Raw genomic sequence first — 20,118 nt, forward strand, 5'->3', positions numbered from 1 at the left:
TGTATTATTTTATGAGAATGTTACTTCCAAGTTTGCTCCTGAGTGGAGTTGCCGTTCTGGCCTTGCCTGCGTGCAAGGATGATCCTGCTGCCGGTTTTTCGGCGACGGTGCGTGAAACTTTTCCTTCTGTTGACTTGCGTGGTTATGGCCGGGTTTCCGGTGAAGAAGCCAGCTTGTCCGGTGGGGCCAGCCTGCTGACGATCGACTGTGAATCACCTGAAAAAGCCGAACTGCTGCAGGCAAAGTATCTGTCGGATCTAAGCCTATTGCCGAAGACCGAGGGAGCCGAACTCGATTTCCAAGGTGAGGCGGTGACGCTTGTTCAGGCCGACGGCCAAGGCTACATTCTGGCTGCCCGGAAAGGCAACAATGTCCGGATCGTATCGGCCCAAGAGCGTTCGTCTTTGCTGGCTGCGTTGGCTGAAGGGGATTGGTCGGACTGGGTATTCTCCACTGACATGACGGTGCCGATGTATCTGGACCGATGGGACAAATGGGGCTTTCGTTCGCATTTTCGTCCTTGGGCCGGAGCCCCCAAGGAATACGTGAAGTCGCAAGGTGGGGGGAGTTATGATTTTCTGGAGGAATTCGAGTTTGCCGAAGAAATGGGGCAGATCGGCCTATTACCCTTCAACGGGCCGCATTCGATGGATACGGCAGCAGGTTTGGACAACTCGATGTGGTGGGATTGGATGGTGCCGCTCGCACAGGAGCGTGGCTTGCCACTTGGCTTGAACATTAAAGTCGCCGAAGGGAGCGAGGCTCCCTGGTTGATGAACCGTTACCGTGATCAGGAGATGCAGCCGATGCCGCAATTCAGCGGAACCTACATGCGAATCGGATCGCCGTATTTTGGCACACGTGGCACTTCGTCCTGGGCGGCGAAGGAGGCGAACCAGGTTCAGTTCGATTTGGCGGAGTCCGTTTTGCGTCGATTCGAGGATGAAGAGAATGTGGTGACGATCCTGGAGCCACATGGCGAGCTCAAGAATCTGGCGCACTCGATCTTTCTTGAGTACGGGCCCACTGCGGATTCCGGGTATCGGGAATATTTGCAAAGCATCTATGCAGACCTGGGCGAATTGAACACAGCATGGGGGACCGATCTCAGCGCGTGGACGGATGTGCGTGTGCCTGAGGTGGCTTCCTTTGCCGGTTGGAGTGAGGATGCCTATGATCTGACCGGAGAGTGGAAACTGGCCTATGAGACACTGGCTCCCCAGCATCAGGGGAAAGATGATTTACTGTATTACAATGAACGCTACTGGGTGAAGCAACTGGAGAGCGCTCCTGCGCCTGTAGCGTGGTTTCGTCGTGATTTCGACGATTCGGATTGGGCTTCGATCCAAGCCCCCGGCAGTGACTTGAGCTTACTCATCCCCAGCCGTCCGGCTGTCTTTCGACGCCACTTCCAACTGTCGCAGGACTGGTTGAATACGCACGACCAGGTCTGGCTGTATGTCTGGGATATGAATCTCGCATCGAAGGATACCTTTAAGGCAGTGCTCAACGATACCTTGGTGGACGAGTCGGGGCTGAAGCTCATGCGGCCACACTGGACGGCAGTGAACGTCACCGGGCAAGTGAAGGCGGGAGCAAATCTATTGGCGCTTCGTTTGCCGAAGGGAAAACTTTCCTATCGGGTCTACCTATCCGGGAAGGCGCCTCAGGGCTATCCGTATTTCGATTCCGGGCGCAACCAGCAGTGGTATGACTTTGCCATGTGGCACTGCCGGTTGCGTAAAGAGGCGGTGCGTCACGGCTTGGAAACCATCCGTAAGGTCTTCCCGAATCGTCAGGTGGCGCAAATGGCACCGGATGCTTACTTCGATGACGTCAAAGAACTGTCCCGCGAGTATGGCTCCAATTTTCATAACACGGGTTACATGTCCGCCTTCTATGCCGATATGTTGCCGGCATTGATGCGCGGTGCCAACCTTCCGTTTTCACTTGAACCGGGTGGTCCGGCTAAGGACTTGGAGCGCTTCAAATCCTTTCAGGGCATGTGGACAACCGAGGGTGTGCAGGGGATCGATTACTTTATCCACATCGGTTCGCTTATGTGGGACCCCGAAATTCGGCAGCACTTCAAGGACAACCTTTCCTTGTTCGAGTTGATCGGCAAATACCATTCGACCCAGGCGGAAGTGGCCGGCCTTTACTCGTCGGAAAGCACGCGTCTCAATGGCTTCCCCTGGGTGCTCGACCCGAACAAACTGCTCGCTTCCGGTTACTGGATCTGGAATACGCGCGGCTATATCCGGGACTACTATCCGAGTGATGCTTTGAGTGAGTCCTCCTTTGCCAATGGCGATGCGGCAGCCTATCGTGTGATTCTCGATTGCAATACCTCAATCATGAGCGTGGCGATGGTCGATGAAATCGAGCAATACGTTCGCGACGGCGGCACATTTGTGACTTATGCGCAGACGGGCCGTCACGGCACAACCGAGGCAGATGCCTGGCCAATTGAGCGATTGACCGGATATGCGGTCGAGAAAATCGATGCCATGGATGCAGATGGCAAGGTGCTTGAGTCGGGCCTGCTGTCAGTGGCGCCCGGCCAGACCGTGCTGTTCGGCGAGTGGGCGGGCACCCGGGCGAATGGCTTGCACTTGCGCAAGGTCGCGGCTGAGGCCCAGGACGTCCTGCTCTGGGATGACGGCAGCGTTGCTTTAGGGGTGCGCCCCTTGGGCAAGGGCTATGTCGTTCAGGTGGGCTGTAAATTCAGTGCGACCAAGATTCGCGACCGCTTGGATCCGGAGCAGCGCAGTCAGGAAAGTTTGCATGCTTTGCCGGAAGGCGGTGACGAGGCTTTGACGAATTTGCTGGTGCAATTGATGGAGTGGCGGAACGTGGCACCGCTGCCATTTAAATGGGAGGCCGATGGCGATGGGGTGCTCTTGCGACAATATGTTTCCAATAACGGGCTTTACGACATCTGGGCACTTTATAATCAAAATGAATCGAAAGCGATTGAAGGCAAACTCCGCATGCGTGACCGTGCGCCGGCGTGGTGTCTCGATCTGTTGGATGAGAGTTCGGTGGCGATGACTGACGGGGTGATTGAAGTCGCACTGAAGCCGAATCAAACCCGGGTATTCATGACGCCACGCGGTCAGATTACAGATGCGCCGGTTGAATGGTTTACGCTGCAGCGGAACTGGTGGCGAGGCACGAAGCGCAGTGGAGATACGTCGACCGCGAAGGTGAGCTTTGACAACATGAAGGACCTGACGAATGGCTGGGCCTACCACCTGCTTGAACCCGGACAGAGTGTCGGTCAATACGTCGGTGAGGGCGTCGATACCACGGACTGGCCGCGTAAAAAGCGTTTGAGCGCTTGGAAAACCGCCGAATGGCCCGAGCCAAAGACGATCATCCTTCGCCGGAAATTCACCATCCCGGAAAATTGGTCGGGTGATGTCAGCCTGAGCTTGGAGTCCAAGTCCGGATCTTATTTTGCAGGAGAGGGTGAAATCTTCCTCGACGGGAAAAGCATTCACAAGAAGAAGCAATACGGCATGGATGGCTTCACAACAGATGCCTTCAAGCCGGGGAGCAGTCATGAGCTGGCGGTCGTGATTCAGGCCGATAGCACGCTGTGCGGTGTGCGCGGTAACGCCTGGATCTGGCTCTGGCCGACACCGGAGGCCAGTATTGATCTGGCCGGCGAGTGGCAAGTCAGCCCGGATTCTCTGAATTGGACCGGCACCATGAAGCTGCCGGGCAAATACGGCGATGCGACCTTGCTCAAGCGGACGGTCAATGTGCCCACCACTTTTGACGGGATGGAGCATCCGCAAATCTACCTCGATGCCGATGCGCGCGATCTTGTTGGCTTCATTGTGAACGGGCATTTTGTCCGTCGTTATCATCGAATCACTTCGGATCGTTTCCAGCTGAATGTGACTCCATGGATCCGGTTCGGCGAAGCGAACGATATCGAGCTGGTGCCTTACTGGCGCAACCCAGTCGATAGTTCGATCCAGTCGATCAAGATGGCCGTCTATTCCGAACCATATTGATTCTGCACTTTGTATTCAAAATGAATTACGACGATCAGTTCGATGTGATTGTGATGGGGGGCGGGCCTTCCGGTTCACACACGGCTCTGGCAGCAGCCCGCGCCGGGCGAAAAGTGCTTTTGGTGGAGAAGCATGGTTTTCTCGGTGGTTCACTCACCGCGATGGGCGTCGGGCCGATGATGAGCTTTCACAACCCTGCCGGCACTCAGGTCGTGGCGGGGCAGGCGGAAGAATTGATTCAGCGACTGATTGCGAAGGATGCCAGCCCCGGGCACATTCCCGATAGTGTGACCTACTGCAGCACAGTGACCCCATTCGATAGCGAGGCCCTGAAAATCGAACTGGAGTCGATGATTGTGGAGGCTGGAGGTGTGATTCTGTATCACACGCACTTTGCGGGTGCGGAGACCGATTCGAGTGGGCAGCGGGCGACCTCTGTGACCTTGTGCAATAAATCCGGGCTACAGACTTACCGGGCGGAGATCTTTATTGATTGCACGGGCGACGGCGATCTCTGTGCGGCACTCGGTGCTCCCTTTGCCAAAGGTCGTCCGGAGGATCAGGCGATGCAGCCGATGACGATGAATTTGAAAATCGGCAACGTCGACATGGACGCCGTCCGTCAGGATGTCTTTGACCGTCCGGACGATTTCGAATTCGACATGGGGGTGGAAGAGGGCTTGAGGCGTTTACGCATCACCCCGCGGGTGAGTTTAAAAGCGTATACGCACACCTGGAAAGCGGCTCAGGAGCGTGGCGAGGTGAATGTGCCGCGGGAGTTCGTGCTCTTCTTTGAAACCGCCACCCCGGGAGTCGTCATCGTGAACACCTCACGTATTCAGGGATTGGATGGCACCAATCCTTATCACCTGAGTCTGGCGGAGATGGAAGGACGCCGGCAGAACTTGGAAATCTTCCAGTTCCTCAAAACGCACTGTCGAGGATTTGAGAACGCGATCCGTATGGACAGTGCCTCGCAAATCGGAATTCGTGAAACACGCCGGGTCGAGGGGCTCTATACGTTGACGGCGGCGGATGTTTTGGATGAGACGCAGTTCCCGGACCCGATTGCCCTGGGGGGCTATCCCATCGATATTCACTCGCCGGATAAGGTCGAAACGAATTCGAATCATTTGGGTGAAAACACGCGCTATCAGATACCGATGCGTTCCATGCTCTTGGCTAAGCCGGAGAATTTGATTGTGGCGGGCCGTTGTATCAGCGCGACGCATGAGGCTATGGCCGCTTTTCGTGTCAGCCCGATCGCGATGGTGATTGGACAAGCTGCCGGTGTGATGGCTGTCGAGGCATTGGAGCAAGGCGTGCCAGCCAATCAGGTCGATTACGAAGGGGTGCGCACAAGATTATTTGCGGGTGGGGCGTTGCTTCCGGACTGCCCCTGCGCGACGGCGAATTAACAAATCTCAATTTATTGAAGAAAAGAAATCTATGACTCAATTTAAAGACTCGAAACAGACAATGGGGTTGTTCCTGACGCCGGACTGGCTGCACGATTATTCCGATATGGAAGAAGCCTTGGTTGAAGCCGCTAAGGGCGGATTCGGTATCATTATCGGTTTCGCCCGGCATATGCGCCAGACGGTGCTTGATGCTGAGGTGCGCGCTGCAATCAAGCATGCTGCCGAGACTTCGCATGAGCTCGGTATGAAGTTTGCCCTCGATATGGACTGGTGCCACTGGGCCAATATCAGCGTGGAGCGTGAGCCGGAGATGGCCTTGTGGCAATTGGTTTCCGAAGGAGGCGCCTGTCACAATGGTCAGTTCGAGCTGTGCGTTAAGTATGAGGGAAAAGCTCCGGTCGTGGTCGAGGAGATCTCTGCGGTTTTCGCCTGGGATGCCGAGGGGAAGGTCCATGTCTTGTCGCCGGATGACTACGAATGCGATCAAAGCTCTTTCGCGTCTGATTTCGCTTGGCCCAGCTTGGATGACGATCAGGCGGTGAGCCTGCATAAGCCGCGGGGTATGGGATACTACTGTAAGCTGAATGGACGTATTAAGGCGGGGAATTACACTCGGGTTCGCGTCTATCTGGCGATGCGTTCCTCGAAATATCCGGATGTTTCCAGCCCCGAGTATTTGCGTGTGCAATCCGACTTGTTGTCATTTTACAATGATGTCCCGATGGATGGTGTGGGCTGGGATGAACCGGGAAAGGGTGGTTCAATGCGCGGTCATAAAGCGGGTAAGAGCTTCCTTGCCAAGTTTCAGGAGAAATACGGTTACGACCTGCGTGAGCGTTTACTGGACTTGGACGTTGGTGAAAGTCATACCGCGGTTCAAACGCGTCGGGATTATTACGCAGCTTTGGTTGAGATGAACTTCCAGGCACAGAATGCGTTTAACCAGCAAGCCAGGGCGCAGTATGGCGAAGATGCTTTTCTCGGCACGCACCACACCTATTCGGGTATGCCCATGGATATTCGCTGTGGGGTGATGGACTACTTTAAACTCGGGGAGGTTTTGTCCGCCGCATTTACGGATACGGGTTGGGATGTGACTCGGCACGCTGAAACGGTTTATAACTATACTTTAGTGGATAGTCTACGTAAGGAGTTGGGCAAGCCGCTCAGTTACGTCAACGACTGGAGTAAGAAGCCACGCACGGTCTGGTATGATTACTATACCCGGCTTAAGATGCTGTATCGCATCGAATGGTTCATGATTTTCCTCGGTCGTCATTGTGAAAACTTTCCGACATTCCCCTGGGATCCGTATTGGAAGGATGTAACCCGTAACGCGGAACAGTTGGAGTCCTTCCGGGAGACCTTGCCCTCGGACTTAAGCGTGCATTCGGAAATGGCAGTCTGGTTCTCATGGGAAAGCCAAGTCTGCCACGAACGCTCCTGGGGACATTATGTGCGCCTTTGGGTTACATGTAACTACAATCTGGCCGAGCAAGGACTGGAGCATAGCCGCTTTTTCGATTACGTGAGCACTGCCGCACTGGAAAACGCAGAGGTGCGGGACGGGCAAATTATCATTTCGGGGCAGTCTTATCGCCGATTGACACTTCCCTACGCCTCAATGGTTTCCGCAGCAATCTGGGATAAATTGAAGGCCTGTCGTGAAGCTGGGATTGAACTTATCTTTATCGGACCGCCTCCGAGCCGATTGTGGGATAAGGAAGTCCCGATCGATCAGGATTTTGCCGAATGGGCCGGTGTGAAGCGGGTCAATGCCGCAGAGTATGACGCGGTCTTGAAATCGCAGCGTCCGGTGCCGAGCATGACCGATTGGGAGCCGGATAAGGCCGATTTCCGATTCCCGGTGACTGCTGAATCCGGGACCGAATGTCTGAAGGATATCGAAGGTGATACCATTGGTGTGCGCCGGAAAAATGTCACTTGGTTCTCCAATTTGGATCCGAGAGAAAACTTCTATAAGCATCTGGCCAGTTGTGCGGAGGGAGTGCCTGCAGTGACTCATTACGGTAAGGCTTATTACCGTTGGTATGCCAGTTCTGATTCGGAGACTGCAGTGCTCGTCTGTATTGCACCGATGTATGCTGTCTTACATGAATCCTTCGATGCTAAGGAGTCTCGTTTCCGTTTGGAGGGCGGCACTTGGGGCATGTTACAAGTGAATCGATCAGACGTCACCCTCTTGTTGGGGGATTCGGGCACTCAGCTGCTTTCTTGAACGATCATTGCCGATTATCGTGTGGAGATAACAATGTCCAAATTCAATCGCTTGAGCGATCATCTGATCCTCCCCGGTGAAATGCCGCCCTGACTTTCGCATGCAGACACCCGACTGGTGGATGCATGATTCGAAACCTCGTGTTCTCCGGAACACATAACCTCAACCATACCCCCCATATGAAAATAGTGAAACAAGCTATGCTGGGTGTGCTGTATCTCTGCACATCCATTGCAGCTTCTGCTGCGAGCAATATTGCCCCGATGAGTTGGACTCCACGCTCCGACTGGATCGATGTCACGCAATCGCCTTACAATGCGGCAGGCGATGGTGTGACCGATGATACGGTCGCGATTCAGGATGCGCTGGATGACATCAAAGGAACCACCAATGCCAAGGCCACCGTCTATCTGCCGGCGGGGACCTACCGGATTACCGGTTCGCTCTCGATTGCCGGCAGCGGGACTCAATTGATTGGTGACGGTATCAACACGGTCATCCAATGGGATGGCAGCGCCGGGGGCACCATGATGAATTCCGTCGGCGTGTCCCGTGGTAGCTTTATCGGGATCGTGTGGCAGGGGAGTCCGGATGGCAGCTCGACGCACGCGAACCGAGCCGCGTACGGAATCGACCACCATTCGCCCACCATCTATGAAACGCGTGTGCGTCATGAGAACGAGGCATTTCATAACTTCACCACGGCAGGTATTCGTAGCTACGGCGGTACCGGTTCAGGCCCGATTCCGACAGCCGAAACCATGGTGTGGAATTGCCTCTTTGAAGACTGTGCGATCGGGATCTATAATGGGAGTGATGCCTACAACAGCTATCAGTGGATCATCGAAGGGAGCCTTTTCAAGAACTGTGGCTATGGCATCAATACGCCCAGGGGGAAAACGGTCGTTTTCGATTGCCGGTTCGAAGGCTCGACGTCGGTGGATATCAGCACGACGGCAGGAATCGCCCAGCGTGTGCGCCGCTGCGTGTCGGTTGGGTCGGAGCAGTTCTTTGAAGTGATTTGGGGAAGTTCTTCCGGGAGCCAGATCATCGAGGATTGCCATATTGACAGTTGGACCAACACCGACGGTGCGATCATTTTCAAGGCGCAGGGCGCGATGATTGTGACGGATTGCGTTTTTACGAATCCGCCCAATACCCACGAGCCGATCTACATGGCCAATAATTATAACCCGAGTCGGATACTTGTCGGTGGTAACTATTGCCCGACATTGACCAACCTGGTCAAAACACAGGTGGATACGACGCTTTACAACCTGCCGCTTGGCGCGCGGGGCAGCAACCTGCCATCCTGCGAAGTGGAGTTCCTCCGGAATACCTGGCCGGCGGACAGCAGTCACATTCTTGATGTCACACAGTCGCCCTATAACGCGGCGGTCAATGATACGAGCACAGACTCCAGCGCAGCCATTCAAGATGCGATTGATGATGCGGTGGCTGCGAATGATGGCAGCATCGTTTATATCCCACGCGGCAAGTACCGCATCGAGACAACCCTCGATCTATCCGGCAGTCATTATACGCTAGAAGGTAGTGGCCTCCGTACCACGCTTCTTTGGTATGGGAGCGTCGGCGGCAACATCATGCAGATCGATGACCCTGAGGATGTTCAAATTAAGCAACTCAGTGTGCTACAGGTCGAAGGCGACGGTGGCAGTATTCCTTCGGATCTGACGAGTGTCGCGCTGAAGGTGACCGGAAGCGGTGCGTCTTCACTGGTTATCGACGGCTTCTACAGCAAGATGTATCGTTATAACAATACCGGGGGAATTGCCAGTAATCCCTTGATTCCCGGGATTGTGATGGAAGATTTACCGGCGGATGCCTTGGTCTTTCTGGGCCACAATGATGCGGGCTTGATGATCAAAGACTGTGGTCGTGCGACCATATTGGCGAAATACAATATGGGTGGGCCCATCCGGATGAGTGGTAGTGATTACGGTAAGACCGGTTTTACCGGCGTGGTGGTCAACCAGTCCGGTTCATTGCACGACTTTTTAAATTACGACATGCTGATCGATGACAACCAGGATCTGGTCGTTGGTGCTTGGTATGAAGAGCAAGGCTATGACCACGTATTGCTCAAGCGGGGGACTGGTACGGCGCCCGGGCGTGTCACGATAGGCGGGATTAAACAACACAGCTACTACGGTAAGGTTCTGGATGTGGATAATTACGAGGGCACCTTCTTTTACTACGGGCAGGCCTTCTCATCACCCTCTGAACCTCACCCGGTCGTTCAAAACGGTTCGAATTCGCTCAATCTGGTTCTGGCGGGCTGCACTTGGGGTACCTATGCCCCGGATCTGGATTTGGATATCGGGGCGAACCTGATCATGTTAGGCAATGTCCAGTCGAACAGCCCGAGCTATACGACGCTGACCGATTACACGCCAACGGGATGGGAGGAGCCGGTTTCGGACGGCTTCGATGATCTGCGCGAACTCGCCTGGTATGACCTCGCGCTTCGCTATGGAATGGGCAACTTTCTGCTCAACTCTTCGGTGGAAAAAGATACCGTGAATCCGAATCCGACGACCGTTTTGGGCGACGAGCCATTGTACTGGGGAGTCGGCGGTGAATCGGCTCTGGGAGCGGGGACGCGTCAGGTTGCGGTGGTCAGCGGAGGCTCGCCCTTCGGGCCCGGCGCTCAAAGTATGCTGTTCACTGATACAACCGCCGATACCTCGGGTTCGCGCTTGGATCTTCGTCAGTATTTCGGGCCATTCGCATTGACTGGGGATGACGGGGCTGTGCTGACTTTTGATTTCAGGCTCAATAGTTCGGCCACCCAGAACGATATCTGGATGCGCGTAATCACCGAAAGCAATCATACCATCTTGTCACTGCACCCGATGAGCAATGGCACGACGGGGCACCTCTATGGCGGGGGCATCTCGCCCTCTCTAGCGCTCGATACCTGGTATCGTGTACAGGTCGTGGTGGATGCGCCTTCGGCCGGGACGGGGTGTGCTACCTTATCTCTCACGCCTTGGGCCGGTACCGGGCCGGGGACGACGTTGACTTACACGATCTCAACCTATGGCAGTCCCTTGAGTTCCGGGTTCAATCGCTTCTACGTCAACCAAGTCAGTCCCGGGCAATCCGCGAGCATGAACCTGGACAATGTCCAGTTGATGATTGGTGATCCGCTCTTGTGATCCTTTTGTGTTAGCCAGGGTTTAGGAAACAAGCCTGCTCTAAGTGCGTATGGCTGGCTTAATTAAGAGTTTGGCTGCCGGTGGCTTCCCCCCGAGCATCAGGGATTCCAGTTGGGTGAACATGAGGTCGACGAAGTCGGCGGGATTCACTTCGGCCAGAATCAGGTTGTCTTGCCAGTACTCGAGCACCAGGGAGCCTTGATTGGCGTGGCTTGCGACTTGGATGTCCTTTCCCGGCCGGATGTTGGTTTCCTTCATGTGGAGGCAGGCACCGCGGGCGAGAATATCGTCAGTGATCACCAAGGCATCGGGCAAGTGCTTCTTGCCCCCGCAGCGTTCGATGCAGCGGCGCATCCATTCGCGGCCGAGTGGTTCGTGGCTATCAAAGGGGGGCTCGGATTCATCTTCCGGATGAAGCACGGCCTCTTCGATGACTTTCAGGCCATGCTTTTCGGCTGCGTTGGTGAACATTTTGCAGTGGCGGGTTAAAATGCCCAGCAAGCCGATGGTTTGGCAACCGCGTGAAGCCAGCGTGCCGACGCATTCATCTATGAGATAGTTGGTATCGATGCCGACGGTTGGGAAATACGACGATGGGGCGAGTGCAACAGCAGGGATATTTTGATTGGCAAGCCATTGCTCGTATTGCGGATTGTTGAGCTCGCAAATGAGTAGGCCGTCCAGTTTTCCTTGCTTCAGAGAGTCGGCGAGTTCCGGATTAAAGGTATCCGTTTCGAATTCTGTTTCCTGGCTGCGTGGGCTGAGGTAAAATGAGAATTGTTCGTTGCCGGCTTCGGCACGTTTTTCGCAGTGCTGCAGGAGGAGAAGGTAAAAGGCGGATGATCCCAGTTGGAAAATGTTGCGTCCGAAAATCAGGCCCACGCGTTTTTCCAGCAGGTGGCTTGAGACATAGATGCCGCTGCCCTGTCGACGATGTATGACCCCTTTCGCCTCCAGTTTGGCGAGGGAGCGGTCGAGGGTGGTCAGGGTGACGCCCAGCTTGCTGGCAAGCTGTTGCGCCGTGGGGAGCTTCATCCCCGGACCGTAGCTGCGGGCCATGCGGGTGAGTTCGCTGATGACGAATGGCTGTTTGTTGCGGGGTGAGCTGCTGATTTTTGACATGTTCTGAGGTTTTTCCAGTGGGCGATGCACCAGACTAGCTTTATATATACTGTATCTATGAAAATTTGACAGCAAAATCTAATATTAGAATTGATCTACAACAATCAGCTGCTTTGACTGTCGGTAAATCGGCGGTTCCGCCGTCCTGATTACCCTACATTTATCTGAATTCCTCTGATGTTCATGTTAATTCCCTCGTTGAGCCGATCCCGCGTGCTGGCTGTTGTTGCCGGGGCAAGCCTCGCTTTGCTCAGTGCTTGTTCGAACCGCAATGCTTTCTCTGACTTGCCTCTGGACGAGCAGGTTGGCGCTGGAGTCGAATTCCTCCGGGTCTTTAATTTCGATTCCGCATATAAGGTTCTGAGCGTGGTTCAGCCCGAATTGCCGCAAGATGATTCAAATTGGACGCTCGCCACCTACAGCTTGGGCTTGGCGGCTTGGCACAAGACGCCTCCGGGAGATACGGCATTGGAAGAGGCGAGGACCCTGTTCGAGTTGGTGGTCGCTGTTTCGCCGAGTTCAGAATTGGCTGCCAGTGCGTTACTGGACTTGGGGCGGATGGCAGAGATCTCGGACTACCTCGGAGATCCCACGGACGTGCCCTTGGCCCAAGACTATTACAAGCGGGTATTGGACGAGTACCCGGGGACGGAGATGTCCACGCGCGCAGCACTGTTTCTTGCTCAGTGTATGGCTCAGAGTTTTGAGCCGGAGCAGATTCTCGAGGCCATCGTGGTATTGGATGCCGCTCTTTCCCGTCAGCCGGATTCGCCCTGGGCGAGTACCATTTTGCAATATAAGGCGCAACTTTACGCTTTTTACCTCAATGATTATCCAGCCTCCTTGAAACCATACGAGGAAGCCATGGAGCTGGGCTTTCCCCGGTCGTCGGAGGGGGATCTCTCGCTCTGGCAACTCGGCTTGCTAGCGGAGGAGGGTGGAGACGATTTGCTGGCAGCCAGGGCCTATACCCGGCTGGTTCGAGATTTTCCCCGCAGCACGTACGGGGCTGTCGCGAGGAGGCGCGTGGTGCAAATAGCAGGAGCACACCCGGAGCTCGATATCCCCATACCTGAGTTGTCTGAAATCGAGCTCGGCCGCTAACCCTTTACCGGTATTTCATTCATGAAAAAGTTGTTGTCGAAGTTTAGCCCTAACTGGATTGCCGCATTTTTGCTCTTGGGTGCATTTGTTGTCAGTGCGGTACGATTTTATACGGTTTCCAGGACGACCAGCGGTTCAGGCGAAGTGTCCGGCAAAGTGATTCGTGTGGCGCACTGGCAGCTGGAGCCGGGGTTCCGAGAAGCGTTGCAGTGGGCGATGGACGAGTATAACAATTTGCCGGAGGTCAAAGAGGCAGGGGTGAGTGTGATGCAGACGCCCATCGCAGAGCGTGTCTACAACCAGTTCATGAATGTCCACCTGATCAGCGGGACGGCTCCGGATATCGCGGTGAAGAACTCTTCAGAGCTGATTAAGGGGAATGCATTAGCTAAATTCTATGCTCCCTTGGGATCCTACACCGCTTCTCCGAACCCGTACAATCAGCCGGAATTTCAAGTCGAGGGACTGCCTACCAAGCTTTCCACCTTTCTCTCCGATACAAAATGGAAGGATACATTCTTTGATGGCCTTCAGGGTGGCTATGAAGAGACGCTTAGCGACTACTATGCCATCCCCATCTGTACCTGGGGCGGAATGCGCTTTATCTACAATCTCCGGATACTCGGGGAAGTGAAGGATTACGCTGCGAATCTTGCGGCCGAAGCGACCCAGCCGGAGTGGATGTCAGGATTATGGCGAACCGCAGCAAACGAGGAGGGGTATTTGCCCGAAGCCTCTGCACTGGCATGGCTGAAGACCGATGAAGTGCCTCAGACGCTTGGCCAGTTCATGTTCTACTGCGCGGCGGTCCAGGCCTATGCTGCGGACAATAGCGATGCCTATTTGGTCCCGATTGCCGGTAGTAAATATTCCGCCAACGATATCGCCACACTGTACTCTGTTGAGTTCCTCTCCGCACCATGGAAAGAGCTGAGTCTGGAACTGGGGAAGAAGAGTACGGCGCTTGAAGCGCTGGCTGCATTTGATCGTGGGCTCTGGAGTTTTGACAGCCCGTTCCTCCGTGAAATGATCGAGTTTCAGCGTTTGGTTTGCCAATTTTATCCGAATGGATTTCTAGGGCTTGATCGTGAGCAGGCGCAGCGCCGATTCGTCTTGGGGCAGGCCGCTATCCTGAGTACCGGTGGCTGGGATGCGACCAGTATTTATCAGGGGATCGCGGAACGCTCAGATCCGAAGGATCGGTTTGAAGTCAACATTGCCATCAAGCCTTTAGCGGTTGAAGGCGAGCGTTGGTTTGAATTCCTCGATATGCGCTCGACCGAGGCGGATGCCAAAGGGGGAGTCCCATTTGCGATCAACAAGCAGTCGCCGAATTTTGATTGGGCATTGGATTTCCTTCGTTTTCTATCTTCACACAGGATCAATGAAGGCTTTTCGCAGCGTGCTGGATGGCTCCCGGTGATCGTCGGAGCAAAGCCACCGGAGCGTGTTGCCGCGTTCATGCCCTATAACGAAGGCATCCCCAAAACTTTCAGAATGCAAATTTCCGAAAGCACGACGCCTGCGAATATCCGGAATGCATGGTCGTCGAACCTGAAGCTTGTCAAAACCGGGGATTTGGAGGGCGAAGTCATGTTCGAGCGTGTGAAAAAGGCAATCGAAGATCCGGTCAATGGCCTCCATAAGGCTTGGATCTTTGACTTGATCAAGGCCAAGGATCAATCCCGTGCCAATCAACGTTCCATGTCAGTCGAGCGCTTGAATTACATTTTAGGTGAGGCGGCTGCCGCGAAGCGCGAGCGTGCGAGTACCTACCTGAACTTGATTGAGGACGAAGGAGTGCATTTGAGGCGCTGGTGGCACGAATTGCATCCCTCCGACCCATATCCGGAATATTAATATCTAGCACCTGAATTTTCTCCGATGTCTTCCAACACTGATTTATCCCCGAATCCGGCGACGGATGCCCACGCGAAGGGCAAACTGCGTGCGAAACTCTTTCAAAAGAGTAAGCTGTTTCTCGCCCTGTATCTGCTGGTTTTGCCGACGACCTTGTCCCTGCTGGTCTTCAGTTATTATCCGAAGTTCGACGTCTTCCTCATGTCTTTCTTTCGCTGGCAACCGCCGACGGTGAAAGAGTTTATCGGACTTCGTAATTTCAAGGAGGCCTTTGCCGATCCGATGTTCTGGCAAAGCTTCAAACTCGTGGGGATACTCCTCATCGCGAACCTGTTCAAACTTTGGCCGGGAATTCTGGCTGCGATTGCGCTGAACCGGGTGAAGAGTGACCGTTTGCGCTATTTCATCCAAGTCTGCTTTGTCATCCCGATGATTATTCCGGGGATGGTATTCCTGTTGATCTGGAAAAATTTCTACGACCCGGATTTCGGACTGGTCAACCGTTTCCTTAACCTGACCGGCGGCATGCAACTGTTGGACTGGATGGATGCCGCGATGCCACAGCTTTCGAGTGCATTGTCACCGATTCAAGCATCGGCCATCAATCCGGTCTTCGGAGGAATTGGAGGCTTGATCATTCTTGGAGCCTACATCCTGGCAGCCGGGAAACGCAAGGTGCACGATGCCAGTCGCTGGGGGGACTACGTCGTACTACTGGCCGGTTCGCTGATATTGCCGGTCGGGGCGGCCTTCTTCGGACTGCAAAGCGCGCCGACCGAAGGCAAGGTCTTCATGACCGGTTTGATTGCCTTGGTTTGGATGTTTGCCTGTGCCCGTCGACTGGGGAGCAGCTGGATTGCCTGGCCTTTCCTTCTGCTTGGGGGGATCGGTGTGTTCTGGGCGGATCTCTGGCGCTTGCCGGTGGCACTTGGTATCGCTTTCACCATTGGGGAGATCCTGCGAGCCAAGATGGACGACTATAAGGCTAAGCCTTACTTCTCTGCATTGGGAGGCCTTTGCATCGCGGTGGGAGTTGTCTTCATCTTCCTGGGGAATATCTGGACCGAGCCGACCGGCCAGTTCGTCAACGGCACACCTGCCTGGCTGGGCAACAAAGATCTGGTCATCCCCGCGATTCTCTTCTGGGGCTTTCCCTGGGTCGGCACAGTCGGGGTACTCATCTACCTCTCCGGCCTGCAAAATATTTCACAGGATGTGTACGAGGCTGCCAAGCTCGACGGTGTCAGTCCGCTCGGAATGATCTTCAAAATCGAGCTCCCGTTGATTATGACCCAGGTGCGGATCAATCTGATCTTTATGACGATCAGTACTTTGACCATGTATGAGATCTTCCTGATCCTGCTCGGTCCCGATGGTGGCCCCGGCGGTAAGGGGATGGTGCCCGGGCTCTATATGTTTAGTGCCGCTTTCAGCGAAGGGCGTTTCGGTTATGCCTGCGGTTTAGGCATGGTGCTTTTCGTCATCATCCTGCTCCTGACCATCGTCTATCAAAAATACGTTAAGGTGGAGAAGTAATTCCCCTGCCTCAAAACTATCAAGACTCAGCTTTTACCTACTTGTTCATGAAACTGGAAACATCCAACAAACTCGGCGAGGTCATCAAGCTCGGCTATCTCGCCTTCGTGCTGCTCTTTGCTTTCTTCCCGCTTTACGTCATGGTCGTGGTGAGTTTCAAGAGCAACGAGCAGTTTCTGGCCAACCCGTGGTTCTTCGATTCGATCAGCGAGTGGAACTGGCATAACTGGGCCATTGGATGGAACACTGTCAGTGGCTATATCTGCAACTCGATCTTCGTTTCATTCCTCGGTACCGCGATCACACTCTGTATCGTGCTAATGTGCTCATATGCGATCGCGCGTTACGACTTCCCCGGAAAGAACGTCATTTTCTACTTGATCATGGCGACGATGTTTCTGCCTGGCACGGTCGCCGCGCTGGTTACTCTTTTTGACCTGCTACGCAAGATGGGCCTGGTCAACAACCTCTGGGCGCTTGTGCTGATGGCATCGGTTGGCGGCCAAGTTGCCGGTGTCTTTATCTTACGTAATTTTATCGAGGACATACCCAAGGAACTCTTCGAGTCTGCACAGCTCGATGGAGCCGGACACCTGCAGCAGATCCGTCATATCATTCTGCCCCTGTCCGCTTCGATTATTTCGGTGACCTGTATCATGGACTTTCTCGGGTCCTGGAATAACACCATCCTGCCACTGTTGCTTTTGCGTGACGATCAACTCCTCACGATTCCCGTCGGTCTCTTCCGACTCGATGGCGAGTATGTGAAGCAATACGGACAGCTCATGGCCGGCTATGCCATTTCATCAGTCCCGCTGCTCATCATCTTCCTGTTCTCGATGAAGTTCTTTGTCAAGGGGCTCTCCGCCGGCGCGGTGAAGGGCTAAGCGCCGAAGGCGCGAACGCTGAACATCGAACGTCCAACTTTGAACGCTGAATACTTTCCCACCTTTTACCTTTCCACTTTCACACTCTAAAAAACAATGGCTACTGTTACACTCAGCAAACTCGATAAGACTTATAGTCCCGGCAAAAAGGACAGCTTCCGCGCGGTCAAGGGCATCGACCTCGAGATCCGCGACAAGGAGTTTATGGTCTTCGTCGGCCCTTCCGGTTGTGGCAAGTCCACAACACTGCGTATGATCGCCGGACTGGAAGAGATCACCGGAGGCACATTGAAAATCGGCGACCAGATTATGAACGACGTCGAACCGAAGAACCGCGGCATTGCCATGGTCTTCCAAAATTATGCGCTGTATCCGCACATGACGCTCTTTGACAACATGGCCTTCGGCCTGAAGTTGAATAAGACGCCCCGCGACGAAATCAAACGTCGTGTGGACGAAGCCGCAGAAATCTTGGGTCTGACCAGCATGCTGGACCGCAAGCCTAAAGCGCTCTCGGGTGGACAGCGCCAACGTGTGGCGGTCGGTCGCGCGATCGTGCGCAAGCCCGATGTCTTCCTCTTTGACGAGCCGCTCTCCAACTTGGATGCCAAGATGCGCGTGCAAATGCGCACCGAGATCTCCCGCCTGCATGCACGACTCGATGCCACCATGATCTACGTCACCCACGACCAGGTGGAAGCGATGACGATGGGGGACCGCATCTGTGTGATGAAGGACGGCAACATCATGCAGGTCGATGAGCCGCTCAAGCTCTACAACGACCCTCAGAATATGTTTGTTGCGGGGTTCATCGGTTCGCCTCCAATGAACTTCTTTCACGGAAGCTGCATTGAGAAAGGTGGCTCCAGTTATTTCGCTGAAGAAGCGTCCACCCGCGGTCAAGCCTTCACCTTGAAATTGGAGGGGCATCTTGTCGCCGCGGCAAAGAAACAGGGAAACAAGCCTGCTGTCTTTGGCGTGCGTCCCGAGCATATTGAGGTTTCAGAAAGTTCCGGTGGTGACTCGATTGAAGCTGTGATCGACGTGGCCGAACCAATGGGTTCCGAGACCTATTTATATCTGAATACACTCTCCGGAAAATCCTTCATTGCCAAAGTCCACGCGGAGCACGCCTTCAAGATCGGGCAACAGGTACACCTCAGCTTCAATCAGGAGCGCGCCGCGCTCTTCGATCAGGCATCCGAGAACGTCGTTAAGGGATAAGCGGAGAAAAAGGTCCGAGGAGAAAGTATACAAATGAGTGATACGAATTGGTTTAATGAGGCCCGCTACGGGATGTTTATTCACTGGGGGGTCTACTCCTATGCGGCCCGTGGCGAGTGGTTTCCCAACCGGGAGTTGGTTCCTTTTGAGGAATACAAGACACGCTACGCGGAAAACTTCAAAGCGGAGCGCTACGACCCGAAAGCCTGGGCAAAGTTGGCAGTCGACGCCGGCATGAAGTATGCCGTGCTGACTACGCGGCATCATGATGGATTTGCCCTTTGGCCGACGCAGACCAGTGATTTCCATGCGGGGAATATCGGTCCGATGCGTGATTTAGTTGGTCCTTACGTGGCAGCCTTTAGGGAAGCTGGCCTGAAGGTCGGCTTTTACTTTTCGCCGGCATCCTGGTTTCATCCGGACTATCCGGGCCCTCATTTCCGAGACTGGCCGAATGAGGGGGATTGGAAAGATTCCGGGCAGCGTGATCGCTTTATTGAGCACTACAAAGCCCAGCTCATTGAGCTGATGTCGAACTACGGCAAGATCGACTACCTTTGGTATGACGGGTGTATCCCTGATGACCTGCAGAGTCGTGAGGTCAATGAAGCTGTTCTGGCACTACAGCCGGAGATCCTGATCAATGAGCGTAACGGCGAGCCCTTCCATGTGGAAGTTTGCGAACAGGCGATCAAGCCGCCGGCCGAGGATATCCTGTGGGAAGCCTGCATGACGCTGAATGATAATTGGGGCTACCATGCCGGTGACCATAATTGGAAACAGTCCCATGATGTGATCCAGATGCTGACGGATACCGCACGGAATGGAGGCAATTTGCTTCTTAACATTGGGCCGAAGTCGGATGGTAGCGTGCCGCAGGAGTCGGTTGATATTTTAACCGCTGCCGGGGATTGGTTGAAGCGTAACGGCGAGGCTATTTACGGAGCCGAGAAGTGTCCTTTCTCTTGGAATAACTGGGGCAAAGTCACGATGAAGGGGAGCAAAGTCTACCTGAATATTTTCAAGTGCACCGGCACGGAACTCTGCTACGGGGAGATCAAGAATAAAGTGCTTTCGGCCAAGTTTCTGGAGAGCGGGGTATCCATCGATTTCGAGCAAAAAGACGGTCGTTTATTCCTCCGGGACTTGCCTGTGCCTCTGAAGGATCCCATCGCCACCACGATTGTTCTTGAACTCGACGGCCAACCGGAAGCGATTCGCGAGCAGACTTCCTTCTGGATTCCGGGCTAGGTTTCTCGAGCGCGAAGACTGGTGAATTATGTTCGAGTGATGAATACCATTCGAGATCGGTTACAGGAACGAGGGGCCAATTCTTACGATGGGGAAGGCTTCGAGGAAAACTCCGTCCTGTTGCGTGGGAATTTCAGAGAGCTTGGCGGATGTTATCGTGAAATCATGCTGCCGGACGGAAAGCACCATCCACAAGGATTGCCGGATCCGGCACCGGTCGTTGAGTTCCTCGTTTCGTCTGCTGGCCAAATCTAATTTTAACCT

At 54.3% G+C, this 20,118-nt stretch carries 12 protein-coding genes; 11 read left to right on the plus strand and 1 reads right to left on the minus strand.

Translation table 11 applies throughout. The features are described from left to right. Positions 1-17 precede the first annotated feature (17 nt). The 4 genes from O2597_RS02700 to O2597_RS02715 all read left to right on the plus strand — a co-directional run bounded on the left by O2597_RS02700 (position 18) and on the right by O2597_RS02715 (position 10,870). Entirely contained in the window at positions 18-4,028 is a 4,011-nt protein-coding gene (locus O2597_RS02700) for a beta-galactosidase (protein ID WP_269522645.1), read from the plus strand. Between the two features lie 20 nt (positions 4,029-4,048). Beyond that, the gene (locus O2597_RS02705; protein WP_269522646.1) at positions 4,049-5,446 is read left to right on the plus strand and encodes an FAD-dependent oxidoreductase; all 1,398 of its coding nucleotides are present in this window, start codon (positions 4,049-4,051) and stop codon (positions 5,444-5,446) included. 31 nt (positions 5,447-5,477) lie between these two features. Beyond that, a complete protein-coding gene (locus O2597_RS02710; protein ID WP_269522647.1) occupies positions 5,478-7,688 on the plus strand; it encodes a hypothetical protein in 2,211 nt (736 codons plus the stop codon). A gap of 179 nt (positions 7,689-7,867) precedes the next feature. Then, positions 7,868-10,870 carry a glycosyl hydrolase family 28-related protein gene (locus O2597_RS02715; RefSeq protein WP_269522648.1) on the plus strand — a complete coding sequence of 1,001 codons (3,003 nt, stop codon included), beginning with the start codon at positions 7,868-7,870 and terminating at the stop codon, positions 10,868-10,870. A 39-nt stretch (positions 10,871-10,909) separates the two neighbouring features. Here O2597_RS02715 and O2597_RS02720 read toward each other — a convergent pair whose 3' ends face one another. Then, the gene (locus O2597_RS02720; protein ID WP_269522649.1) at positions 10,910-11,992 is read right to left on the minus strand and encodes a GntR family transcriptional regulator; all 1,083 of its coding nucleotides are present in this window, start codon (positions 11,990-11,992) and stop codon (positions 10,910-10,912) included. A 183-nt stretch (positions 11,993-12,175) separates the two neighbouring features. Between O2597_RS02720 and O2597_RS02725 the strand changes: the two genes are divergently transcribed. From O2597_RS02725 to O2597_RS02755, 7 genes are all read left to right on the plus strand, one after another. After that, entirely contained in the window at positions 12,176-13,096 is a 921-nt protein-coding gene (locus O2597_RS02725) for a tetratricopeptide repeat protein (protein ID WP_269522650.1), read from the plus strand. 21 nt (positions 13,097-13,117) lie between these two features. Then, on the plus strand, positions 13,118-14,956 hold the full coding sequence (locus O2597_RS02730) for a type 2 periplasmic-binding domain-containing protein (protein ID WP_269522651.1): 1,839 nt from the start codon (positions 13,118-13,120) through the stop codon (positions 14,954-14,956). Between the two features lie 24 nt (positions 14,957-14,980). Continuing rightward, entirely contained in the window at positions 14,981-16,492 is a 1,512-nt protein-coding gene (locus O2597_RS02735) for a carbohydrate ABC transporter permease (protein ID WP_269522652.1), read from the plus strand. A gap of 47 nt (positions 16,493-16,539) precedes the next feature. Further along, positions 16,540-17,379, plus strand: a complete 840-nt coding sequence (locus O2597_RS02740; RefSeq protein ID WP_269522653.1) for a carbohydrate ABC transporter permease — start codon at positions 16,540-16,542, stop codon at positions 17,377-17,379. 96 nt (positions 17,380-17,475) lie between these two features. Next, positions 17,476-18,603: an ABC transporter ATP-binding protein gene (locus O2597_RS02745; RefSeq protein WP_269522654.1), complete on the plus strand. Its 1,128-nt coding sequence runs from the start codon at positions 17,476-17,478 to the stop codon at positions 18,601-18,603. Positions 18,604-18,636: 33 nt separating this feature from the next. Further along, the gene (locus tag O2597_RS02750; protein ID WP_269522655.1) at positions 18,637-19,854 is read left to right on the plus strand and encodes an alpha-L-fucosidase; all 1,218 of its coding nucleotides are present in this window, start codon (positions 18,637-18,639) and stop codon (positions 19,852-19,854) included. 39 nt (positions 19,855-19,893) lie between these two features. Beyond that, on the plus strand, positions 19,894-20,109 hold the full coding sequence (locus O2597_RS02755; RefSeq protein ID WP_269522656.1) for a hypothetical protein: 216 nt from the start codon (positions 19,894-19,896) through the stop codon (positions 20,107-20,109). Positions 20,110-20,118: the final 9 nt, after the last annotated feature.

Source organism: Coraliomargarita parva (genome assembly GCF_027257905.1).
GTDB classification, from domain to species: domain Bacteria; phylum Verrucomicrobiota; class Verrucomicrobiia; order Opitutales; family Coraliomargaritaceae; genus Coraliomargarita_A; species Coraliomargarita_A parva.